The sequence below is a fragment of the Bdellovibrio bacteriovorus genome, from assembly GCF_048286975.1.
Lineage (GTDB): Bacteria > Bdellovibrionota > Bdellovibrionia > Bdellovibrionales > Bdellovibrionaceae > Bdellovibrio > Bdellovibrio bacteriovorus_H.
The window spans coordinates 64,063-86,466 of the sequence record NZ_JBLVRT010000002.1; the positions used below are offsets into that span (position 1 = coordinate 64,063).

The following is a 22,404-nucleotide window of genomic DNA, read 5'->3' on the forward strand; positions in this document are numbered from 1 at the left end:
AGTTACGCCCTTGCCCGCACCTTGCTGCGCTTGGTGGCTTTCCGCTTCGCCAGCAGTGACTTTTGCAACAGCGGCATCAAATCAATGACATTGTCGGTGGTGGCGATTTTTTCCTCTTTGGCTTCGCTGACCCGATGCCCCTGACCGCCTTTGACTTTGCGCTGGATGGTTTTCATCACATCCTGATAATAGGTGTCTTTGTATTGCTCAGGCCTCCACTCGCTGGTCATGCCTTCAACCAGTTCTTCTGCCATCTTCAGTTCTTTGGGGCTGTATGAAGGCTTTTTGGCTGACGCTGCCAGAAAGTGAACCTGCTTTTCACTTTTGACTTCATGGGAAAAACGCAAAATTTCAAGAACCAAATAGGGCCCTCGCGGCATAATCAGCGCAAGGTGCTGCTTGATCCTGATTACAAGTTTGCCTATCGCCACTTTACGAGTCCCTTCCAACGCATCACGCAGCAGGTAGTAGCCTTTCTCAGCCCCCTTTTGCGGCACCAGATAATAGGGCCGGTCAAAGAACATCGGATCCACCTCATCCAGCAGGACAAAGTCCTCGATATCGATGGTTTGAGTGGCTTTGACGTTGGCCTTCTTCAGCTCACCTTCGGTCATAATAACGTAGCGACCGGACTGGTACTCGTAGCCTTTAACGATGCGATCACTTGGAACTTCTTTGCCGGTTTTTGCATTGACCTTCAGATAACGAATGCGCGCCAGGTCCTTTTTGTCCAGCATGGAAAAATGAACCTCTTTTTCGCTTTGAGCACTTTGCAGACTCACTGGAATATTCAAAAGTCCAAAACTAATAGAGCCTTTCCAAATACTTCCCGCCATAAAGTTCTCCTTTTAAAAAGGACAAACCATCATAAGGAGTTTGAAAAGTCATAAGGGCTTGTTTTGCCAATAAGCCCCGATTCCCCGTCCAGTCCAGTGGGAAAAGACAATCACTCGATCCGATAGTGAATGGGCTTGCAATGAAAGTGATTTGTTTCCGGGTGAGAACACGCAGTCAGTCCCACATGCAGGTCCATTTGTGCCTGCAATAAAATATAATCCCCGGCCCGCACCTTGGGCGGTTGAATGGAAATCAGGCCCTGGGAATTCACTTCGACATTCATAAAAAGATTGAACGTGGTGCCCACAGTGTCTTCAGCAATGCCCAGGTCCTGAAATGCCTGCACCAGATTTTCATGACAGCTGGGATGATGGTCAGCATTTCCCGCGCCAATCTGAAACATTCGCAAACTGCATGGGGTCATCAAAAAATCATGCCGCCCACAACTGTCCTCCAAAACCGAAAGCATCACATTGCTGCGATTGGAATAAAGATCATGCCCTTGAGTTAAATAGATCGTGTCGTTGTAGTCAATCGACCGGCCGCTGGACAAAGTTTCCGTTACATCAGAAACCGAATAGCAAAACAGATCCGCAACCTGCATATCTTCCGGACTGACCACCCGAAGCTTCTGCCCGCGACGCAATTTAAACCCCGCTCCCCTCTGGGCAGGAATGCAGCAAAACGGAGAAAGCGTGCTCACCTCCATAACTTGCTCCGTAAAATTCCCAAGCCCTTCGTGAACGGACACTTCCATTCCGGCGGATTGTTTCGTCCCGAAAACTGGATGCTTTCCCAGGATTCATTATAAGTTTCGGCCATCGGATTCACCGAGCCCTGAAAGCGCAGATCCCGGTCCCGGTTGACCTTCACCATGGAATCATAAGTGCCCTTTTTCATCAGCTCGGTGAATTGGCTGTACAGATTAAACACCAGAGCATTATACGGAAGCCTTCGCGAGGTGCGACTGGCTGCCGGATGCAGGCCCACGACGAAGTAAGCGCTCCCATCCAGACTGAAACAAAAATTTTGATCTTCCGGATCGTCGCTGAACTGCGGATCCCAGCTGCCTGCGATTTTTTCATCCTCCCAAAGAGCAGACAGCTCGCGCCACATCTTCCGTTCAAACTCTTCCTCGGTATTGGCCCGGTCCTGGGGGTAAATGGCAAAGTAGCTTAAGTAAGGCACCTGGCTGCGTCGTTGTTCGTGTTTAAAACGAATCAGATTCACCGCCAGACGGTGCCGGGACTCCCCGGTGCCGAAGTCTTCATACACATCAAAACTGTAGTCTTGGTGATGCAGGGCTTGAATCGCGGCCACACACGGATAATGACGCTGATTTATCAGGGACTTAAGGTCGGCTTCAATTTGAACGGTTTCCATAAGGCATTGTCTGTGCCACTTCATACCCTAACAAGGTCGGGCTTCGTGTCTTTCTGCACTCCCTTTCAAGCTAAGAATATTGGATGTCAAAAGCCAATAAAGGGTGCTATGGTATTACCCATGCAAAATAAAATCGTGAAAATCGGAAATATCGAAGTTGCCAACGACAAACCCTTTGTTTTGTTTGCGGGCCTGAATGTCCTGGAATCCCGTGATCTGGCGATGCAGGTGTGTGAGCACTTTGTTAAAGTGACTGACAAACTTAAAATTCCGTATGTATTTAAATCATCTTTCGACAAAGCCAACCGTTCCTCCATCCACTCTTACCGTGGGCCGGGCATGGAAGAGGGCTTGAAGATATTTGCAGAGCTTAAAAAAACTTTCGGTGTGAAAGTCATCACCGACGTTCACGAAATCCATCAGGCAAAACCTGTGGCTGAAGTTGTGGACGTGATCCAGCTTCCCGCCTTCCTGGCCCGCCAGACAGACCTGGTTGAAGCCATGGCCCGTACCGGTGCGGTGATCAACGTGAAAAAGCCCCAGTTCCTGAGCCCGGGTCAGATGGGTAACATCGTTGATAAATTTGCAGAGTGCGGTAACGACAAGATCATTCTGTGTGATCGTGGTACCAACTTCGGTTATGACAATCTGGTTGTAGACACATTGGGCTTTAACATCATGAAGAAAGTTTCCAAAGGCAGTCCGGTGATTTTGGATGCGACTCACGCCCTGCAGTGCCGCGATCCATTCGGAGCCGCTTCTGGCGGCCGTCGTGGCCAGGTGGCAGAGCTGTCCCGTGCCGGTCTTGCCGTGGGCTTGGCGGGTCTGTTCATCGAAAGCCATCCAAATCCAGACAAAGCCCTCTGCGACGGACCATCAGCATTGCCACTTTCCAAAGTGGAGCCGTTCCTGCAACAAATGAAAGCTCTGGACGATCTGGTAAAATCCTTCCCAGAACTGAACACCGAAAACTAAAAAAAAGCCCCATCACTGGGGCTTTTACTTTTTCAGATCCTGAATGTCATAGACATAAAGCCCCGACTCGCGAAGTTCATACTTCACATCATTTCCCAGAACATCAATGCCATACCGCTGTCCCCACGATGCCGAGTCGGTCACCGGGTTTTGACGTTTTTGGAACGCGGGACGAGGATCAAGCTCCATCACATCCACAATCAAAGCACGCAAATTCTGCGCCCCTTGAGGATCACGTTTTAGAATTTCATTTTCAGCTTCATCCGAAAAAATAACCGGATAACGAGGAATAGGTGCAGACGCCCACCCCGCGCTGGCATGAGGAATTGAATCTGCATAAGCGATGTAGGGTTTGATATCCAGTACAGGAGTGCCATCCACAAGATCCACACCACCGACATGAATCTCGGGGCCATCTTCGGCATCAAAATCAATTTTTTCAACCAGAACCGCCGAAAGCCCGATCGGATTCGGGCGGTGCGGAGAACGCGAAGCCAGAACACCGACTTTGCGGTTACCCCCCAATCGCGGCGGACGAATGCTGGGCTTCCAGCCCTTGCCACCATGATCGTGAAAGACAAAGACAATCCAGATATGAGTGAATTCTTCCAGCGAACGCAGAGCGGTTTTCAAATCCGGATCGGGGTTGATTTTAATCACCCCTTTGGCCTGCGCCGCAAGCCCGGGCTGGCGCGGAACTCCGAATCTGTCTTTGAACGGAGTTCGCACCACACCTATTGCCGAAAATTCAAAAGCCTCTCCCAGCTGTTTCATTATCTTGGCAGGTTGGTCACGCCGATTTTGATCACCTGACCGTCAATGTCTGATGTTTCGGTGTGTTTGCCGTTAGGCTCTGCCGTCAACGCCAGGATGTTCAGGTTTTTCGTCAGCGTCTCGCCCGTAATCATGTCCTTGTGGGCATTCAATGCATCCAGCAAAGCACCGTCACACGCGATTTCCAAAGTGATCTTGTCATCCATCTGGAAGTCCGCCGTTTTACGGGCGACCTGGATCTTACGCATGATCTCTCGAGCAAGACCTTCACGTTCCTGCTCTGGAGTCACGGTCGGATCCACCTCGATGGATACGATCTGATGCACGGACAAATTCGCGTTGTCACCTTTAGGTGCACGACGGATTTCCACATCAGACAGACTGATCTCTTCACCTTCGATGACAACAACACCGCCGCCTTCAAGCTTCAGGATGTTTTCCAGGGACATGGACATGATGCCCGCGCCCACAGCTTTCATCTTAGGCCCCAGACGTTTACCCAACACCGGGAAGTTCGCCTTGGCCGTCACCTGAACGAATTGATCTTCATTCGGGTTGTAGACAACTTTGCGGAAGTTCAGTTCGTCCACGAAGAACGGTTCGAACTTTTTCAACGTTTCCAGAAGTCCTGCACTTCTGTGGATGATCTTGATTTCATTCAGCGGGATTTTTGCTTTCACGCCGATTTTTTCACGGTGATTACGACCCAGGGTCACCAATGTGTCCATGGCTTTTACGGCCTCTTCCAGTTCAGGACGAAGCATGGAAAGATCTGCCGTCGGGAAGGATTCCAAATGAACAGAATCTTTCTTGTCTTTCAGAACCTGCGCCAGATTCTTGTAAGTCACCTCTGACATGAACGGAGCAAACGGAGCCATCAAACGTGACAAGGTCACCAGAACCTCGTGCAAAGTCTCGTAAGCATAGCGTTTGGTTTCCGGCATGCCGTCTTGCCAGAACAAGCTGCGGTTGAAGCGGATGTACGTGTTGGTCAGGTCCTCAATGAACTGAAGCAAGTGAGGCACAACGTTGTACAGACGATAAGCGTCCATTTCCTTGTGCGTGTTTGCAATCAGACCGTTCAGACGGGACAAAACCCACTGGTCCAGAATGTTAGGCGATTTCTTCGCATCGCCCTTTGGAACAAAGCCATCAATATTGGCATAGTTCGCAAAGAAGGAATAAGAGTTCCACCATCTTAGCAAAATCTTACGAACGATATCGTAAACGCCTTTTTCAGAGAACTTCAGTTCCTGAGCTTTCACCACCGGAGAATCAATCAGGTACAAACGCAAAGCATCCGCACCGTGCTGATTCAACACTTCCATTGGGTCCGGATAGTTTTTCAAGGACTTGGACATCTTGCGACCGTCTTCAGCCAGAACCAAACCGTTCACCACCACGTTTTTAAACGGAGCCTGATTGAACAACGCCGTTCCGATGATGGAAAGCGTGTAGAACCAACCGCGCGTCTGATCCAGACCTTCCGCGATGAAGTCTGCCGGGAAGGCTTTCTTGAAGTCTTCCACAGACGTTTCAGGATAACCCCACTGCGCATAAGGCATGGAGCCGGATTCAAACCAGCAATCCAATACGCCGTCCACACGCTTCAACGGCGACTTGCCCGTTGGAGACGGGATAGTGATTTTATCCACGAATTCGATGTGCAAATCGTCGACCTTCTGGCCGGATAGTTTCTCTAATTCGGCGCGGGAACCGATACACATCACTTCGCCTTCAGCATTTCGCCAGATTGGCAGTGGTGTCCCCCAGAAACGGTTGCGCGAAATCGCCCAGTCACGAGCTCCCTCCAGCCAGTTGCCGAAGCGGCCATCACGCAGATGATCCGGAACCCAGGAAGTTTGTTTATTATTGGCAATCAGCTCTTCTTTGATTTTTTCAACGGCCACAAACCATGAAGACACCGCACGATAAATCAGTGGCGTGTCGGAACGATAACAGAACGGGTAACTATGCTGAATAGTGTCTTGCTTAAACAGGTTCCCGCGTTTTTTAAGATCCGCGATGATATCCTTGTCAGCTTCCTTCACGCGTTTTCCAGCGTAGTCAGGCACTTCCATTGTGAACATACCGTCGTCATCCACCGGATTGACCATCGGGATGCCGGCTTTCGCACACGCATAGTAATCCTCTTCACCGAACGCAGGCGCCATGTGCACCACACCCGTACCACTTTCAGTGGTCACGTGATCAGAAGAGATAATGCGGAAGGCCCCTTTGTCAGCGCGGTCACCAAAGTAAGGGAACAAAGGTTCGTAAGTCAGACCCACCAGCTCTGTGCCCTTCATCATCTGAAGAACTTCCACTTCCTCATCCGCTTTTTTGAAGACTGAAGAAAGCAAAGCCTGCGCCATGATCAGCTTGCGGCCCGTGGCTTTTTCCTGAACCTTGACGTATTCGATGTCATTGCCAACCGCCAACGCCAGGTTGGAAGGCAATGTCCAAGGAGTCGTCGTCCACGCCATGATCGCCGTGTCGGGCTGATTCACCAACTTGAACATCACCGTGATCGCCGGATCCTGAACCATTTTGTAGTTCTGATTGGCTTCAAAGTTTGAAAGCGAAGTCGAGATCCCTACAGAGTAAGGAACGACTTTATAGCCCTCATAGATCAAACCTTTTTCAAACAACTGCTGGAACACCCACCACACGGACTGCATGAAAGACACGTCCATGGTGAAGTAAGGATTTTCCATATCCACCCAGCGACCCACACGGCGAACCGTGGTTTTCCATTCAGTGGAATAACGTTTTACAATCGAACGACAGGCCTCGTTGTAATTGGCGACACCCATTTTGAAAACGTCTTTGCGGCTTTCAATTTTATGAGTCTTGTTGATTTCATACTCGACCGGAAGACCGTGACAATCCCAGCCAAAACGACGAGGCACAGTGTAGCCCTTCATCGTCCAGTAACGAGGAACAACGTCCTTCAACACACCCGCCAGCAAGTGACCATAGTGCGGAAGACCGGTTGCAAACGGAGGACCGTCATAGAAGCTGTAAGTTTTTTTGCCTTCAGGATTCAATGATTGCGCAAAAATTTTCTCCTGATCCCAGAAGTCCAAAATGGTCTCTTCCTGCTTGGCAAGATTCACATCTGGTTTTACGGCTGAATACGGTGTCGAACGTGTGTTTGCATTTGTCATAGGTCCTTAATAACTATCAGGTTTTCAAGGAACTTGCACGCCTAGAAGCCCGCTTTCCGGGACCAGATTGTTGTTTTGGCAATGCGTCAGAAAATGACACTTCCCGGAGCTTGTTTAGAGAGTGAACAGGGCCCTCTTCCCTGGGACTGCATTATTTGAATCTGGCCATGGAACGGATTCTGCTAGTTAAAGCCCGATGACTAAGCTGGTTTTCCTGACTCTTATTCTGATTTCCACAGTGGCTTTCGGTAAATCCGAGCAGGCCACCTATAGCGATTTGCGCCCCCGCCTGCTTTTACAGGCCACCGCCGACCTGTCCCAGGTGGTCACCCAGCCTGAACTTCTGCAACCCCCGGAAAAAACTGTCGATATGGCCCTGACTGAATACGACCAGTCTCCCATCCGCAAAGGCCGCTTGTATCGCGTCAGTTACGTTCACTCTTTTGATTCCTATGGCCTGAAAGACCACAAGAAAGTCGACACCGTTTACACGCTGTCTTTGGTGGAGCTGGGTAAAAACCTGCAACCCACCGGAGTCACTTATTTTGTGGGAGCCAAGGCGGACCCTGAATCTGTGATTGGTAATTTCAATAAGATCCCCGACCAGCTTTACAGAAGCCCGACCCTGCAAACCGGGCGCGCAGCCGTGCGAGATCACGTGGTGAATTCAGCATCGGTGATCCTCAATGGCAGAACCATTGCGGCCTACAACAAGTTTGAAGTCATCGCCATCAGCAAAGAGTACATCCCCTTCACTCTGGCCTTCAAATACACGCTGAAACTGCGTGAAGTCAGAACCAAGAACATTTACACGCTGGCGGCGCCAGAGCGCCAAAAGCTTCCACTGTGGGCACACCTAGTGGCCCCAGGGAACGAGCGCGTGATTAAGTTCCCAGGTGGCGAGCTTCACTACTAGCGTGAAGCCTTCTGATTTTCTTTTGAAATTTTAAGGCAAATTCGTGGCGCGAAGACCGTTCAGGGTGACTTCATCAAACACGTGAGTGGCGTCGTTGTAGTTCCACAGGTGACCGTTTTCCAGGTCGAAGTAAACCCCGAAAAGCTCTAGTCCGCGGTTTTTGATCGCATCCTGAATGAACGGGAACGAACGTAGATTCTGCAAAGAAGTCACGATGGATTCTTTTTCACAATCGCGGCAATGCGTGTCCAGATCCCCATGTGGATCTTTCTCAAGAACCTTCAGCTTCGCTGTTTCCGCGATGGTCATCCACTGCGCCACAAAGCCGCCCTTAAGGACGTTTTCAGGCTGGAACAGAGAGCGGATACCACCGCACTGACGGTGCCCCAGAACCACGATGTTTTCGACTTTCAAATTGGCCACGGCAAATTCGATTGCGGCACTGACCCCGTGGAAACCCATATTGGATTCATACGGTGGCACCAGATTGGCGACGTTGCGAACCACAAACATTTCACCCGGGGAAGAAGAGAACAAAATAGCCGGATCAACACGGGAATCGCTGCAGGCAATCATCAATGTCTTGGGACTTTGACCGATGCTGGAAAGGTGTTCGTACAGGTGAGAATCCTGATTGTTAAAGAATCGCTGCTGAAAGCGATGAAAACCAACAACCATCTTCAGAATTTCTTTTTTAAGAGTGCGTTCCTGTAAAGCCATGGGATTTCTGTACCACCGGATTGGACAGGCGAAAAGAATTTTATACATTCTACATCAAAGAAAAACCGGCCCACCTAACCAGTTGCGTCGCATGCGTCCAAGTACTCGAAATCACGTCGACTCCTGCTTATTTTTTAGGGTCCGTCGCACCGCCTGACAGAGCGACCGGATGGCATAAGCCTTAAAGTCATCGGCCGGATCGCAGGCGTCTTCGAACACGACTTCGATGCTCTCCAGATAGTTGCAGATTTCCTTCATTGAAGGGTCCTCTTCCGCCCGGGATAAAAGGGTGTCAGAAATGGACAATGCATGCCACCAGCGCTCCCAGTTTTCGACCTTGCTGGATTCTGTTGTCAGCACTTCTTCTTTTTTCATATTCATCCGATTCCCATAAAACAAAAGCAACCGCCCTGCTTCAAATTAAAGAAGCAGAACTCCATCCATAATTTTTTCCGATTTGAACAAGAAGCGGAAGAAAGGCGAGCCCAGCTCAAGCCTTTCTTCGCAAAACTACTCTGAGACAGAAAAACTAATTACAAACATAGGCTGACAATATCACAGCCCCGAAAAAATGTCCACACCCTGACGTCACCTTCTAGGTGCCGTCAGGGCGTCGGGTGGATCGGTATTGCATTGCCCGAAGGACAACAAAGACGACCAGAGTGATCACGTGAAACACAATCAGAGGATCCTGACGTCCGAAGATGTTTTTGAAACCCAAGTAGGCTGTCAGTTGTGACATAGCCACAACCAGAAAAAGAGCCGTCCCCCAGCTCTTTCTTTGCCATAGCCCCACTGCCGCGACCAGATCCAGCACCAAAAGATACAAAATCCAGGTCTTCCAGACGAATGACATCTCGCTAAACTTCAAGCGAAGATCAAACACGTCCAGCACATGTAAAAGGCCGCCAATGAAATAGCAGGCGGCCATGATTTTCAGGTAAATCTTCACTTTTCAAACACCTCTACGAATTGGCTTTTAAATAAAATTCGTTCGGGCCGGGCTTATAACCAAACTCAAACCAGACAAGACCGTGCTTCTGTTCCCATTCATCTATCGCGGCAAGATATTCTTTCGGCCACAGACCTTTCAGGATCGCCGTCTGCTTGTACTGCAGCCACCCGTTCACAGAGTGAGCTTTGGAATACACAGACCTGCAGCTTGAACGCAAGCGTTCGCGAATATCAGTATCCGTCACCTTCTCAAGAACAGACACCTCGGCCGCATTGGCATCCTGAGCGACGGCTCTTTGAATCTTGTTCGCCTCAAGAATGGAAATCCCCGTGGTTCGCGCAAGAATTTTCAACCAGTCTTCCCGGAAGATCAACAACCCCTTGGTGTCTTTAAGTTCAGGCAGTGATTCAGGACAGTCAGAAATGGTTCGTCGCGGATACGCAAAAAACTCTTCGCGCATTCCCAGCGACATCAAACAGTCCTGCACCATGTAATCCATCGGACCATTAAAAACATTTGCCTTAAAGAAGGCCTCTAGCTCGTCATTTTTCCACCGCGATTTTTCTTTCCATTCCTGAGTGGCATTTTGGTGGGCATGAAAATCAGGACTCCAATCAAGCCAGAACAGACCTCGTGTGCCGTTTTGAGGTGCATGCAAAATCATCGGATCAAAGTCAGAAAAGGAATTAAACTCCACTTTTCCGATTTTTTGCTCCAAAGATTTGAAAATATCCAGAAGAGGACTGCGGAAGGCAATGACCTCAACACCGGTTTTCTGTGAAAGTTCATCACACATCCGGCCGATTTCCTGGTGACGGGAGTACTCAACATCCAGCCAGATAAACTTGGAGGCACTGAAAAGTTCCGGCAGCAAGCCGTAATCCATCGGATTGCGCTTGGAATACCCCTCACCAAACAAAACCAGGCTGCCCGCAGAGTTCCCCCGCCCCGGCCCTAAAAGAATATTTTCTTTTTTTGCGTAGTCGATGATCTCGCGAATGCCCGCAATGACCTGTTTCTTCTCACTGGAATAAAGTGCGATTTCTTCCCGCACCTGCAAAAACGCACGCTCATCCATGATGCCTTTGCGCTTAAGATTGTTTTCGCTGATTTCAATGATGTTTTCCATAACCTGACTCCTCTCGGTTTCTGACAATTCCTTGTCTTGTTTTAAAGAGGTCAAAATGGATTCCAGGCTTTTTATCTGCTGCTGCATCAGCGAAACACTCTTGCGACTTTCACAAAGGCGCGCTTCTAAGAGTTCCTGCAAAGATTGCCCGTTTGTTTCGCGCAATAACGCCTTGATCTGCTCCAGCGAGAAACCAAGATGTTTATAGTGCACAACGCGCTCTGCCACCAAGACCTGCTCGGCAGTATAAACGCGGTAACGGCTTTCACTGCGAGTGTGCGGATTCAAAATCCCGCGCTCCTCATAGATACGCAAGGCCTTGATCGAAAGCCCCGTACGTTCGCCAAATTCACTGATAGTAAGCCAGTTCTTCATCATGAACCTCTGATACTAAGGCTCAAGTCCGCCCCTGGGGCAGAGTAAAGTGAAAAAGAAGCAGCCAGCCACACCCCAGACGCGCCGCGCCCTTGATCATGGATTGTTTTCGCCTTCTAATCTTCAAATGGAGTTTGAACCAAAGATATTTCGCACCATCATATTTGTTCGTCACGGGCAGTACTCTTCTGATCCCGAGGTTCTGACTGCCCTTGGCCGCAAACAAGCCAAAAAGACAGCAAAAGCCCTTCGCGAACTGATGCCCTCTAAACTTCATTGCAGCACAATGCCACGAGCGATCGAAACCGCCGCGATCATTGGTCAGGAAATTGGCCTTAAAGCAAGATCAAGTGATGTTTTTCGAGAAGGACTGCTGCCAGGGACAATCGGCTTTAACAATTTCGTCACAAAAGGCAAAACACCAGAGCAGGTAAAAGAACACTTTGCAAAAACCAAGCTTGCAAGAAAACAAGCAGACTCTGCCTTCAGTGAACTATTTAAAACTCCACAAAAAGGCCAAAGTGTCGAAGTCGTCGTGGCTCACGGAAACGTTATACGTTACTGGGTCTGCAAAGCACTCGATATCTCGGAAGAGAAATGGCTTATGATGGATGTCAGCCACACATCTCTGACAACGATTCGTATTTCAAAAAGCGGAAATATGATCCTTTTAGGTTTTTCGGATACGGGACACCTTCCGTTGAAAATGCGCACATATGTCTAATATTCGCGTCAAACTCATACCCGGCTCTGAAGCCGGCCCGATCGTTGATGCCTTCTATGAACAAGAAGGTAAAAGCCACCGCGCACGCGATACTGACTTATTCTTTACCGCCTTCATGGAAAACACCATCGTAGGCGTCTGTCGTTTTTGCATCGAAGAAAACACCCCACTATTACGCAGCATGATCGTGCACGCACCTCTGCGATCGCATAAAATCGGTGCAAAAATTCTGGAAAGCTTCGCCACGTACCTCGACGAAAACAATCACAGTCCGACTTATTGCATCCCCTACGATCATCTGGAAAAATTCTACGGTCTCATCGGCTTCAAGATAATCAAAGAAGAGGACGCCCCTGCGTTCTTACAAGAACGCATCCAAACCTATCGCAAAAACACCACCGACAAATTCATGTTCATGCGCCGAGACTAAAAAATATCACCCACGCAGTGAACGGCCCTCTGCGCGCAGCGCTCTTTGGGGCTCTTGCCCTCATTGGCAAGTTCCGCAGGCCTTTGCAGTAAACTGAAGCACCCAAAGACGCCGACGAACCCAAAAGCGACCTAAACTAGTAAAATAAAGAAAAGAGCGAGGACTGTCCGAAGCCAAGGAGGGCAAGAGCCCCAAAGAGTGGTGCGCGGAGAGGGACTTGAACCCTCACGCTTGCGCATACGCCCCTCAAACGTACGTGTCTACCAATTCCACCATCCGCGCGCACCTATAAGAAATTCTGATAGAGGGAACAACTAATTAACCATTTTGACCCCTCAGAGTCAATAGGATGCCCTTTGAGCCCCGGCCAGTAACTAGACCTTTTTTTGCCCACAAATTTAGCAAAAAAGATTAACCCCAACCCCACCCCTCCCTGTCATATCAATAAGAGCACGGACGCTCTTACAAACGGAAACAAGGGGACGCTAGGATGGCACCTCAGGAATCCGAGGCCAAGGAAGGCCGCAAAAAGTAAAGGAAGGAGAGTACATGACAGACTTACAAGATGTAGCGATGTTCTGCCTCTTCTACTCGGGAGTCGTGATGTACGCTCTCTGGATAACGGTGGCACGAAGCCCCGCCCGGGTTGAAGCAAGGAAAAGACGATACTGAAACTAAAAATTTATTTTGGGCGACTCAGTGAAGGTTTGGTGGTTCCCTTCACACGAGTCCGGGGGGCCGATGAGGCCCCCCATTTTATTTTCAGGCCTGCTTGAGCGCACCAAGTCATATTATTCCTACATTTTCTTCATTAAAATTTGCCCCAATGGTCATAACTCCCTATGGTGATTTTATGACTAAGCCTCAACCCATTCCTTTTGGAAAATCGGACTTATTCTCGCTGGGTGTAGAAGTTGAGCTTCAAATCATTCACCCGCTAACCAGAAACCTTTTTCCCATCTCTCCGGACATCCTGGAAGAATGGTCCCTGCAAAGCCCGCATCTGAAACCTGAAATTTTTCAGAGCATGCTGGAAATCGACACCCCGATCTGCAAAAACGTGCAGGAAGTGGAATATGAACTGCTGCTAACTGGCCGCGAGCTTTCGCGTATCTGTAAAAAGCACGGTGCAAGACTTGCGACCAACGGAACCCATCCGTTCGCTCAATGGCATCATCGTATATTTTATCCATCGGATCGCTATGAGTATCTGCTGGAGCGCAACCAACACATCGCGCGCCGCCTGATGATTTACGGTCTGCATGTGCATCTGGGAATGAAAGATGGTGATCACTGCATCGCCATGATGAATGAATTCCTGTACTATCTGCCGCACATGCTGGCAATGTCGGCAAGCTCCCCGTTCTGGACCGGGCATGACACCGGCCTGGCCTCTTCGCGTATCACCGTGTTTGAAGCCCATCCCGCCGGAGGCACCCCGTGCCGCGTGGAAAACTGGGCGCAATTTGAAGACATCGTACAAAAACTGACTCGCAGTAAATCCATCGGAAGTTTCAAAGATATCTGGTGGGACATCCGTCCAAGCCCGAACTATGGAACGCTGGAAATCCGCATCTGTGACGGCGTTCCGGGCATTCGCAAAACCACGCGCCTGGTGGCTTTCATTCATCTGCTGGCGAAACATCTGCAAAAACGCCTGGATCAGGGCATTCGCCGCCAGACGCCGGATGACTGGATGGTGCGCGAAAACAAATGGCGCGCTTCCCGCCATGGCCTGGACTGCGAAGTGCTGATTGATAACGACGGCATGACGAAAAATCTTCGCGAAGACATCAATGATCTGCTGTCCGCGATGAAAGAGGATGCCGCCGAATTGGGCTACACAGAATATCTAAAACAACTGGTGGAAGAGGATCTGGCCCATCCTTCCTATGAAATCCAGCGCGCCTTGTTTGAAAAAACCGGAGCACTCGAGGACGTTGTCGACTCACTTTGCGACGTCTTTGAAAAGGATCTCGAAGTCGTCTGATGGCAGGCCCCTTGCTTTGTTAAGACAGCATGCAAGGGTGCTTTTCCAAAACCTCTATAAAGCTGCTTAAAGCCGTGGTTGTCACATCCGTGGTCAGCCTGTTGCCGTTCTTCGCTGCTGCAGAGAACTTCGACACCTGCATGACCCACGCCCTGACAACCTCGTTCCCGCGTATTGCCGTGGGGGAAAAGTCGCGTCTCTTTGTGAGATGCTCCACTGAAAAAAGCCAGCCCGAGGCTGGCCAGCCACGCCCTCGCTATACCACTTCCGAAATCAAAGCCCTCAGCCAGGCCTTTGAAAACATCACGGACTGTCTGGAGATTGATCCACAGTGGCTGTTCCCGAAGCTGATGATGGAAAGCGGTTTTCACGTGCAAATTCAGAATCCCAATGGGGATGCCGGCATCGGTCAACTGACCGGAAAAGCCATCGCCGATGTGGATCAGGTGTTGCCCGCGTATAAAGAACAGATCTTTAAAAGCAGCAAAAAATCCTGCCAGTGGATCAAATCCCGCACCCAGTACCGTGGCGCCAGCTTCTGGCGTCCGCTGCTGAAAGAAAGCAAATGCTCTTTGATGTCGAAGAATTCAAATCCGGTGAAGAACCTGCTTTATGCGGGGATCTTCCACAAAATGAACGAAAGATACGTCGACAACGAATTCGCCAAACGCAACATCCCCGCTTTGCTGCGTGAAGCGGGCTATCCTCGCCAGGACTATGTCCAGCTCAAACGCATTCTGATCACTCTGGGATATAACACCGGAGGCGCCGTGGCGGTAAAGAATCTGCAGGACTATCTGTTCAGCCGTATTGATTTCATTCGTCGTAAAAGCCAGGAATTCAACATTCAGCTGCTGGGAAGCCTGACGACAGAAGACCGCGCCCAGGCGCTGTCTTACGTGCAGGCCAAAGACTTTGACTTCAAAAAAGGCCTGGGAGAATTCCAAAAACACAAAAACAGTCTGAAACAACAACTGCGTGAACAAAACCGCCAGCTGAGCGATGAACAAGTCGATGTGGCAGTTTCCCGCGTCTTAAGAAACGTGTCGGCGTCAATGTACAGTTTCCCCGAATGGCTGCAAGTGTGGCAAAGTCACGGCGGGCCCGGATATGTTTCAAGTCTTGCCCAAACGGCAGTGCACCTTGAAAAGCGCTTTGGTCGCACATGCTCAAATCCCGACAACTATCGCGTGATTGAATAACGAAATTGGGCGCTGTCTCACTCTGAAACGCTCGGTCCAACACAGAATCAACCATAACAAAGCTCAGCCCCACAAAGCAGGCATCGCTTTTGAATAGAACTCAGCTATGGGATACAGCATGTGGATTCTATTATTGGTTCTAAGTTTTGCCAGATTCGCCTGGGCTACGGGTGATCTGGTTCGTCTTTATGAGTGGAGTCCGGGAAACACCCTGGCGCCCATCATCCTTCCGGTGAAGTCGGGCGAAACACCACAACAGGCCGCCACCCGCTATATGCGCGAACTGCAAAGACAACCTGAACTGATGGAGCTTTTCGAAGGCAGAACTCCGGACTTGGCTTTGTCAGGCTTTAAACCATTGAATGAAAATTCCCGCGAATCGCGTGCACTCTTAATTGCCAATCTTCCCAAGGATTACGGCATGAATTCCCAGCGCGTGATCAACTTCAAAAAAATCTTTTCGCAAAGCCGCCAAAGCTCGTTCATCCTTCCCATGAACGCCAACCTGGGACTGAGCCTTGAAGAAACCCGTGACCTGTTCAAGCAAATCTCTGAAAAGTTCCCATTCATGGTGGCCATGGGTGGTGACGACGTCGAGCCAAATCTTTACAAGAAACAAAACACCCATTCCCGCAACACCATCCCGACGCGTGATCAGTTCGAGATTCAACTGATCAAGTCTTATGTTGCACAGGAAAAAGGTTTCCTGCTGGGGGTCTGCCGGGGTTCGCAGATTTCTGCGGTGGCTTTGGGTTATCAGCTGATGCAGGATGTGCCATTCCATGTTGGCGACAAAGTCAGCCATGGAAACGACTGGCACGAAATCCAAGTTCATAAAACCAAACACAACCTGCTGGGATCTTTCCTCGCCAATGGCGAAGGCAAGCTGATGGTGAACTCACTGCACCACCAGGCCGTGATCTATAAAGAAAATGGACCACTGCAACTGGCAGCGCAAGGACACGATGGCGTTACCGAAGCCACCGAGTTTAAAAATGGCCGTGGCTTGCTGCTGCAGTTCCATCCCGAACTGATGGGCAACGAATTGGGATCCAAAATCCTATGGCGTATCGTTCAGCAGAAAAACGTGGTCATGCCGTCCCGCTGCTCCAAAATCTTTGCCCTGTAACACAGACTGACTCACTAAACGATTGCCCTTTGAAGACAGTGTTCTAACATAAGGGCATGCTGGAAAAGTTTTTTCTTCATCAAAAGCAGTACAGTCAAAAAATCCGCGCCGAAGGCCTGGATTTCCGTATCGATGCCTTGAACGAGCTTGAAAAAGCGATCGAGGCCCATCGCACTGAAATCATTGAGGCCCTGAAAAAAGACTTCCAGAAGCCTGAAGCCGAAACTCTGCTTTCAGAGATCTATCCAGTCCTGAAAGAAATCAAATTCACAAAGAAGCATCTTTCTCAATGGAGCAAAGCCAAAAAGGTTCACACCCCACTGACTTTGTTTGGAAGCAAAAGCTATATCCAACCCGTGGCTCGTGGCGTGTGTCTGCTGATCGGCCCCTGGAACTATCCATTCCAACTGTGCATGCTTCCTCTTGTGTCTGCGATTGCGGCTGGTAATTGCGCAATCGTGAAACCTTCGGAACTGACCCGACACACCAGCAGCGTGATCAAAAAAATTCTGACAGGAACGTTTGTTTCAGACCACGTTTTTGTAGCTGAAGGTGGAGTTGAGACTACGCAGGAACTACTGAAGCTCCCTTTTGATCATATCTTCTTCACTGGCAGCACCCGCGTGGGAAAGATTGTTATGGAAGCTGCCGCCAAGAATCTTACCAGCGTGACGCTGGAGCTGGGTGGAAAGTCACCGACCATCGTGGATGCGACGGCCAATATTAATGAGGCCGCGCAAAAAATCGCCTGGGCCAAATTCATCAATGCCGGTCAGACTTGCGTGGCTCCGGATTATCTGTTCGTGCACGAAAGCATTCATCATGCATTTAAAAAACGTCTGATTGCGGCCATTGAAGACTTCTATGGCAAATCCCCTGAGCTACGCAAAAATTCGCCGGACTTTGCACGCATGGTTACTTTCAACCATGCTCGCCGCCTGAAGGACCTGATAGACGATGCCGTCAGCAAAAATGCCAAGATCGTCTTCGGTGGCTTGTCCACACCGGATGAGCACTTCTGCGAACCGACCTTGCTGGAAAATGTGGATCCTCATTCCCTGATCATGCAGGAAGAAATCTTTGGCCCCATACTGCCAGTTATGACTTTCAAAGAAATTTCAGAGGTGATTCACTTTATCAACGAACGGGAAAAGCCCCTGGCCTTGTACTGCTACACCAACAGCCAAATGAACATGGAACGAATTCAATACGAAACCAGCTCTGGTGGGCTGGTCTTTAACGATTCAGTGATTCACTTTGTAAATCCGTATCTGCCTTTTGGTGGCGTGAACCACAGCGGACTGGGCAGTTATCATGGGGAACATGGCTTCCGCGCATTTTCACATGAAAAAGCGGTCTTAAAGCAGTCCTTCTTCGGCAAGCTTTTGCGAATCATGTATCCCCCGTATACGCCGATTAAGATGACGGCACTGAAGAATCTGATCCGCTTCCGCCTTTAAGTCAGTTGCAGGATCTTTTCGCGATCTCCCACAATCCAAAGTAAATCCCCGCGCTTCAGCGTTTCGCTGGAGTCCGGGTTTAAAATACGCCCGCCTTCACGCTCAATACCCACCACCAGTCCGTGAGTGATCTCACGCAGACCGCAGTCACGGATGCTTTTGTTCAGGAATGGCGAACCTTCCGTCAGCAGATACTGCTCAAGGCTGTACTCGGCCTCGGCTTCAGTCGAAGCAACTTCAGGAACCTCAGATTGGATAAATTCCTTAAACAGAATCAACTGCTCATCCGTGCCGATCACAAAGACATGATCGTGAGGCATCAGGCATTCCACCCGGCCCGGCGCCGTAATACGACGGCGTCCGCGTTCAATCAGGGCAATCGTCACACCGTATCTTTCACGAATCGAAAGCTGATGCAAAGGCACACCAACGTACGGAGCCTCCGGCGGAATCATAAACTCGGTGATGTGTGCGTCCCAAGGGGCCAAAGAGCGACTGTTCTTTCGGGCATGGACTTTTTGAACATCGTCATGCAGGTTTGTCAGGAACCTCTTTTCAAACCAGCCGTAAATATCCTGCAATTTTTGAGAAAGCACATACCCAACCACCACAACCATCCAAAGGGTGATCGCCACGGCCCACAACAGCGGCACAAACTGGCCCACCATCGCGCCCAACAATCCGACCGCCAGCATGATCCGTGAAACCAGGAAGACATAGTTATGACTGCCCTTACCCTGCTCGACCAAAAGAGCTTCGAATTGTTTGGTCCGCCCAAAAGCCAAGGCCCACAAGAAAGGAGCACTCATCACCAGGGTGGCACTTAAAGTTAAGAACTTGGCCGGGCCTTCCTCCATCTGGCGCTCCAAAAGGAACGGCAAGAATACACGGGCCATGGTCAAAAACACCGCCACGACAACAACGGCATTCAAGAGAACCTTTAAGATATAGGCGCGAACCTGTTCACGCCATTCGCGGTTCCCGGACATTGAAAACGAGATTACGCTGTAACTGTCGATGGCTTGAATAAAGCGGGCTGGCAGGAACTTCTCAAGCCAGTTATAGGTCTTCTCTGCGGAGCGGGCCATGTACGGGGTTGTGAATGCCGTTAGGACTGATACTGCCACCGCAATCGGATAAATCTTTTCACTGATAACCTTAAGACTCAGACCCAAGGTCGCGATAATAAAGGAAAACTCCCCGATCTGCGCCAGACTCATCCCAGACTGCAAGGAGGACTTGAAGGTCTGCCCCGAGAGCACCGAACCTAAAGTCACACTTAAAGTTTTTCCCACGATAACAACAGCAGAAAGCAGCAGAACTTCTTTCCAATAAATAGAGATCACATGCGGATCAATCAGCATCCCGACCGAGATAAAGAATACGGCCGAAAACAGATTCTTGATCGGAGCAATCAAATGGTGAATTCGCTCCCCTTCAATGGTTTCAGCCAAAATGGAGCCCGTGATGAACGCCCCCAAAGCGGAAGAAAACCCGACGTTACTGGCAAAGACCACCATCATCAGGCAAAGCCCCACGGCCACCACCAGGACCGTTTCTTCGGACAAAAGCTTTTGCGCACGTTTCAAGAAACTTGGCAAAAGGAAGATCCCCGCCACAAACCAGATCGACAGGAAGAAGGACAGCTTCAGCACCGCCCCCAGCATTTCGGTTCCGGAAAAGTCCCGGGTCAAAGCCACGGTGGTCAGCAAGACCATCAAAAGAACGGCCACAAGGTCCTCAATAACCAGAACCCCAAAGACCATTCCCACGAACTTCATGTTCTTCATGCCCAGCTCTTCCACCGTGCGGATGATGATGGAAGTGGATGAAATGGACAGAATCCCACCCAGGAACAAACTGTCCATGGTGCTCCACCCCAGCAGTCGTCCGGTGGTGAAACCAAACAGGATCATCAAAGAGACTTCAAACAGTGCGGTAAAACTGGCGGATCCGCCGACACGCAAAAGTTTTTTAAAGCTGAACTCCAACCCCAGGGCGAACAAAAGGAAGATAACCCCGATCTCGGCCCACAGGTTGATGCTGGCCACCCCGATCACCGTCGGGAAAATCGAAGTTTTCGGTCCCACCAGGAATCCTGCGACCAAATATCCAAGAACTATGGGTTGATTGAGTTTTTTAAATAGAAGTGTAACAAGCCCCGCAGTACCAAGAATCAGGGCCAGGTCGTGAATCATCGCCGGTAAATGCTGCATAGATAAATTATGCCCACATTTCCACCGAAGGCACCAGCTGCGTTTTTACTAAAAGGTACCAGGTACCTTTTTCCGAAGCAGTGCGCCAGAAAAGCAAAACGGCCTTCCCGAAGGAAAGCCGTCTTTAAAAGATCTGAATTTGAAGCGAAAATTACTTCGCGTCGATCGCAGCTTGAACAGCCGCTTCCGCATTCACGATACCAGCGCCCAACTCGTTAGCAGAGTTTGGAGTCAGTGGAGTCGCAGTGCGCTTCAAGATTTCTTTTACTTGAGCACCAGTCAAAGCTTTGTTCGCAGCTTTCATCAAAGCAACAACACCAGATACGTGAGGAGTCGCCATGGAAGTACCGTCGAATGGAGCGTAGTCAGTTGCCATAGTGTGCAAAGTTGCAGTTGCTACTTTACCGGAGTTGATTACACGAACCAGCTCTTGACCAACAGCTTGTTCGATCATGAACACGCCTACTGGAAGAACAGAACCGTCATCAGTCAAAGCACCTTGGATCAGGCCCGGAGCATTGTTGTAAACAACCACACCAGCTGCACCAGCTTTGATCGCGTTCTTAACTTTGTCACCGAAAGTGATTTCACCGCGAGAGATCAAAGCATATTTGCCTTTAACGTCTACTTTAGCGAAGTCTTCTGGTTTACCCAAGTTAGCGTGAACAAGTACGTTCGTTTCTGGAGTCAGGATTTCTCTTGCACCTTGGAAAGTGGAAGAAGCAACTTTTACAGTTTTCTGACCGTTGGAAACGGATACTGCAGATTCACGACCAGTGCCTTGTGGTACGGAAGAAACAACCGCAACACCCGGAGCCACTACAGCCAATTCTGGACCGTATTGAGAGAAATCTGCTTTTTGCAAGTTTACGTCAACTGCGCCTACTGCAATAACAGTGGACAAAGCAGCTGGGTAAGAAACGCGGTTGGAACCGTTGTTACCGGAAGCCGCTACAACAGTGATACCAGCTTTATCAGCGGCAGCTACTGCAGTTCTTTCAGCAGGAGTGGACCAAGCGCCACCCAAAGACATGGAGATCACGTCTACTTTTTCCTGGATACCCCAGTTGATACCTTGAGCGATTGCTACGTTAGAGCAACCTTGCTCAGAGCACACGCGGCCCGCAAGAACTTTTGCTTTAGGAGCAACACCAGTGAAACCTGTGTTGTCCAGAACACCTGCGATTGTACCAGCTACGTGAGTTCCGTGACCTACTTTATCAGTGAAGTCAGAACCGTTGCTGTCGCCAGTGAAGTCTTTACCTTTTTCGAAGTTAGCAGCCAAAGAAGGGTGAGCTTCGTCGATACCAGTGTCCAACACAAGTACGCGAGCGCCAGCACCGCGGCCGGATTTATTCCAAGCCTGAGTCGCTTTTACTGCATGGATACCCCATGGAGTTTTTTGACCCAATTTAGCCTGAGAAGATTGACGGGCCTGACCCAAGAAACCTTTTACTGGAGCTGGAGCGTCGTGGAAGATTTCCTTCTCAACGTAAGCCACTGCCGGATTCGCTTTCAATTTTTCAATTTGAGCGTCGTTGTCAGTATTAACAACTAGTGAGTTCAAATTCGCAAGACTGTCCTCAAGTTGACCTACGGCTTGAGATTGAACTCCCAAGTCCAAGCCCTTAGACGCATAAGACCCCTTCATCTTATAAGCCATGTGAGCTTTATTGAAAGACTGTTGGTCTTTCATGATCACTAGAACGCGCTCTGCTTGAGCTGATGTCGCGAAAAGCACTGATACGATGAGTGCAAACACGTTGAATTTCATTAAAATTCCCCCCATATCCATGGACTCCAACAATTGAAGTCCTCATGGAGAGGCACTTCATTTCAGCTTGAAAGATTTATCAAGTACTCTTTTGGAACCACCTAAATATTTTTTTGGCACCAGAAAAGTGAAAAAATCTGTCATGAGGGTGGGGGTTCCAAAGTGGCACCCCAGTTCGATTTTAGGACCAGAGCGGCCTTTAGTATTAGATTCTCTTATAGATACCATCATTTATTTGGAATTAG

Annotated in this window: 19 protein-coding genes and 1 tRNA gene; 8 read left to right on the forward strand and 12 right to left on the reverse strand. The window is 49.6% G+C overall.

The window, feature by feature from the left end; genetic code table 11:
• Positions 1-2 precede the first annotated feature (2 nt).
• From ACNQKP_RS08625 to gntA, 3 genes are all read right to left on the reverse strand, one after another.
• Positions 3-836 carry a Ku protein gene (locus ACNQKP_RS08625; protein WP_417864184.1) on the reverse strand — a complete coding sequence of 278 codons (834 nt, stop codon included), beginning with the start codon at positions 834-836 and terminating at the stop codon, positions 3-5.
• A gap of 110 nt (positions 837-946) precedes the next feature.
• Entirely contained in the window at positions 947-1,546 is a 600-nt protein-coding gene (locus ACNQKP_RS08630) for a DUF1989 domain-containing protein (RefSeq protein ID WP_417864186.1), read from the reverse strand.
• The gene (gntA, locus tag ACNQKP_RS08635; protein WP_417864187.1) at positions 1,537-2,220 is read right to left on the reverse strand and encodes a guanitoxin biosynthesis heme-dependent pre-guanitoxin N-hydroxylase GntA; all 684 of its coding nucleotides are present in this window, start codon (positions 2,218-2,220) and stop codon (positions 1,537-1,539) included. The genes ACNQKP_RS08630 and gntA overlap by 10 nt, the downstream gene beginning before the upstream one ends.
• A gap of 120 nt (positions 2,221-2,340) precedes the next feature.
• On the opposite strand from gntA, the gene kdsA reads away from it, so the two are divergent.
• Positions 2,341-3,195: a 3-deoxy-8-phosphooctulonate synthase gene (gene kdsA, locus ACNQKP_RS08640; RefSeq protein ID WP_038449527.1), complete on the forward strand. Its 855-nt coding sequence runs from the start codon at positions 2,341-2,343 to the stop codon at positions 3,193-3,195.
• Between the two features lie 24 nt (positions 3,196-3,219).
• Here kdsA and tsaA read toward each other — a convergent pair whose 3' ends face one another.
• Both tsaA and ileS read right to left on the reverse strand, forming a co-directional pair.
• Positions 3,220-3,969 (reverse strand): tRNA (N6-threonylcarbamoyladenosine(37)-N6)-methyltransferase TrmO, encoded by a 750-nt coding sequence (gene tsaA / locus ACNQKP_RS08645; RefSeq protein WP_417864188.1) that lies wholly within the window; start codon positions 3,967-3,969, stop codon positions 3,220-3,222.
• Positions 3,969-7,139, reverse strand: coding sequence for an isoleucine--tRNA ligase (gene ileS, locus ACNQKP_RS08650; RefSeq protein ID WP_417864190.1), 3,171 nt, complete (start codon positions 7,137-7,139; stop codon positions 3,969-3,971). The genes tsaA and ileS overlap by 1 nt, the downstream gene beginning before the upstream one ends.
• Positions 7,140-7,335: 196 nt before the next feature.
• Between ileS and ACNQKP_RS08655 the strand changes: the two genes are divergently transcribed.
• Complete coding sequence (locus tag ACNQKP_RS08655) at positions 7,336-8,055, forward strand: hypothetical protein (protein ID WP_011164690.1); 720 nt, start codon at positions 7,336-7,338, stop codon at positions 8,053-8,055.
• A gap of 30 nt (positions 8,056-8,085) precedes the next feature.
• Here the strand turns inward: ACNQKP_RS08655 and ACNQKP_RS08660 are convergent, their stop codons facing one another.
• The 4 genes from ACNQKP_RS08660 to ACNQKP_RS08675 form a co-directional block, all read right to left on the reverse strand.
• Positions 8,086-8,775, reverse strand: coding sequence for a carbonic anhydrase (locus ACNQKP_RS08660; protein WP_038449533.1), 690 nt, complete (start codon positions 8,773-8,775; stop codon positions 8,086-8,088).
• 111 nt (positions 8,776-8,886) lie between these two features.
• Positions 8,887-9,156, reverse strand: a complete 270-nt coding sequence (locus ACNQKP_RS08665) for a hypothetical protein (protein ID WP_157865691.1) — start codon at positions 9,154-9,156, stop codon at positions 8,887-8,889.
• A gap of 214 nt (positions 9,157-9,370) precedes the next feature.
• Positions 9,371-9,727 carry a DUF6163 family protein gene (locus tag ACNQKP_RS08670; protein WP_417864192.1) on the reverse strand — a complete coding sequence of 119 codons (357 nt, stop codon included), beginning with the start codon at positions 9,725-9,727 and terminating at the stop codon, positions 9,371-9,373.
• 13 nt (positions 9,728-9,740) lie between these two features.
• Positions 9,741-11,237 carry a MerR family transcriptional regulator gene (locus ACNQKP_RS08675; protein ID WP_417864194.1) on the reverse strand — a complete coding sequence of 499 codons (1,497 nt, stop codon included), beginning with the start codon at positions 11,235-11,237 and terminating at the stop codon, positions 9,741-9,743.
• Between the two features lie 46 nt (positions 11,238-11,283).
• Here ACNQKP_RS08675 and ACNQKP_RS08680 point away from each other — a divergent pair, with 46 nt between their 5' ends.
• Together ACNQKP_RS08680 and ACNQKP_RS08685 are read left to right on the forward strand one after the other, a co-directional pair.
• Entirely contained in the window at positions 11,284-11,958 is a 675-nt protein-coding gene (locus tag ACNQKP_RS08680; protein ID WP_417864196.1) for a histidine phosphatase family protein, read from the forward strand.
• On the forward strand, positions 11,951-12,388 hold the full coding sequence (locus ACNQKP_RS08685; RefSeq protein WP_417864197.1) for a GNAT family N-acetyltransferase: 438 nt from the start codon (positions 11,951-11,953) through the stop codon (positions 12,386-12,388). The genes ACNQKP_RS08680 and ACNQKP_RS08685 overlap by 8 nt, the downstream gene beginning before the upstream one ends.
• 199 nt (positions 12,389-12,587) lie before the next feature.
• Here ACNQKP_RS08685 and ACNQKP_RS08690 read toward each other — a convergent pair.
• Positions 12,588-12,670 (reverse strand) — tRNA-Leu (locus ACNQKP_RS08690).
• Positions 12,671-13,241: 571 nt separating this feature from the next.
• Here ACNQKP_RS08690 and ACNQKP_RS08695 point away from each other — a divergent pair.
• The 4 genes from ACNQKP_RS08695 to ACNQKP_RS08710 all read left to right on the forward strand — a co-directional run bounded on the left by ACNQKP_RS08695 (position 13,242) and on the right by ACNQKP_RS08710 (position 18,169).
• Positions 13,242-14,378, forward strand: coding sequence for a carboxylate-amine ligase (locus tag ACNQKP_RS08695; protein ID WP_417864198.1), 1,137 nt, complete (start codon positions 13,242-13,244; stop codon positions 14,376-14,378).
• A gap of 29 nt (positions 14,379-14,407) precedes the next feature.
• Positions 14,408-15,580 carry a hypothetical protein gene (locus ACNQKP_RS08700; protein WP_417864200.1) on the forward strand — a complete coding sequence of 391 codons (1,173 nt, stop codon included), beginning with the start codon at positions 14,408-14,410 and terminating at the stop codon, positions 15,578-15,580.
• A gap of 106 nt (positions 15,581-15,686) precedes the next feature.
• The gene (locus tag ACNQKP_RS08705; RefSeq protein ID WP_417864202.1) at positions 15,687-16,709 is read left to right on the forward strand and encodes a gamma-glutamyl-gamma-aminobutyrate hydrolase family protein; all 1,023 of its coding nucleotides are present in this window, start codon (positions 15,687-15,689) and stop codon (positions 16,707-16,709) included.
• 56 nt (positions 16,710-16,765) lie between these two features.
• Entirely contained in the window at positions 16,766-18,169 is a 1,404-nt protein-coding gene (locus ACNQKP_RS08710; RefSeq protein ID WP_417864203.1) for an aldehyde dehydrogenase family protein, read from the forward strand.
• Here the strand turns inward: ACNQKP_RS08710 and ACNQKP_RS08715 are convergent.
• Both ACNQKP_RS08715 and ACNQKP_RS08720 read right to left on the reverse strand, forming a co-directional pair.
• Positions 18,166-20,385: a cation:proton antiporter gene (locus tag ACNQKP_RS08715; protein ID WP_417864204.1), complete on the reverse strand. Its 2,220-nt coding sequence runs from the start codon at positions 20,383-20,385 to the stop codon at positions 18,166-18,168. The genes ACNQKP_RS08710 and ACNQKP_RS08715 overlap by 4 nt on opposite strands.
• 151 nt (positions 20,386-20,536) lie before the next feature.
• Positions 20,537-22,159, reverse strand: a complete 1,623-nt coding sequence (locus ACNQKP_RS08720) for a S8 family serine peptidase (RefSeq protein WP_417864206.1) — start codon at positions 22,157-22,159, stop codon at positions 20,537-20,539.
• Positions 22,160-22,404 lie beyond the last annotated feature (245 nt).

Bases quoted from the DNA above. Each gene is read 5' to 3' on its own strand.
- tsaA (WP_417864188.1), bottom strand. From the start codon at position 3,969: ATGAAACAGCTGGGAGAGGCTTTTGAATTTTCGGCAATAGGTGTGGTG.
- ileS (WP_417864190.1), bottom strand. From the start codon at position 7,139: ATGACAAATGCAAACACACGTTCGACACCGTATTCAGCCGTAAAACCA.
- ACNQKP_RS08695 (WP_417864198.1), top strand. From the start codon at position 13,242: ATGACTAAGCCTCAACCCATTCCTTTTGGAAAATCGGACTTATTCTCG.
- ACNQKP_RS08720 (WP_417864206.1), bottom strand. From the start codon at position 22,159: ATGAAATTCAACGTGTTTGCACTCATCGTATCAGTGCTTTTCGCGACA.
- ACNQKP_RS08660 (WP_038449533.1), bottom strand. From the start codon at position 8,775: ATGGCTTTACAGGAACGCACTCTTAAAAAAGAAATTCTGAAGATGGTT.
- ACNQKP_RS08665 (WP_157865691.1), bottom strand. From the start codon at position 9,156: ATGAATATGAAAAAAGAAGAAGTGCTGACAACAGAATCCAGCAAGGTC.
- ACNQKP_RS08710 (WP_417864203.1), top strand. From the start codon at position 16,766: ATGCTGGAAAAGTTTTTTCTTCATCAAAAGCAGTACAGTCAAAAAATC.
- ACNQKP_RS08705 (WP_417864202.1), top strand. From the start codon at position 15,687: ATGGGATACAGCATGTGGATTCTATTATTGGTTCTAAGTTTTGCCAGA.
- ACNQKP_RS08685 (WP_417864197.1), top strand. From the start codon at position 11,951: ATGTCTAATATTCGCGTCAAACTCATACCCGGCTCTGAAGCCGGCCCG.
- ACNQKP_RS08655 (WP_011164690.1), top strand. From the start codon at position 7,336: ATGACTAAGCTGGTTTTCCTGACTCTTATTCTGATTTCCACAGTGGCT.
- kdsA (WP_038449527.1), top strand. From the start codon at position 2,341: ATGCAAAATAAAATCGTGAAAATCGGAAATATCGAAGTTGCCAACGAC.
- ACNQKP_RS08630 (WP_417864186.1), bottom strand. From the start codon at position 1,546: ATGGAGGTGAGCACGCTTTCTCCGTTTTGCTGCATTCCTGCCCAGAGG.
- ACNQKP_RS08700 (WP_417864200.1), top strand. From the start codon at position 14,408: ATGCAAGGGTGCTTTTCCAAAACCTCTATAAAGCTGCTTAAAGCCGTG.
- ACNQKP_RS08715 (WP_417864204.1), bottom strand. From the start codon at position 20,385: ATGCAGCATTTACCGGCGATGATTCACGACCTGGCCCTGATTCTTGGT.
- ACNQKP_RS08625 (WP_417864184.1), bottom strand. From the start codon at position 836: ATGGCGGGAAGTATTTGGAAAGGCTCTATTAGTTTTGGACTTTTGAAT.
- gntA (WP_417864187.1), bottom strand. From the start codon at position 2,220: ATGGAAACCGTTCAAATTGAAGCCGACCTTAAGTCCCTGATAAATCAG.
- ACNQKP_RS08675 (WP_417864194.1), bottom strand. From the start codon at position 11,237: ATGATGAAGAACTGGCTTACTATCAGTGAATTTGGCGAACGTACGGGG.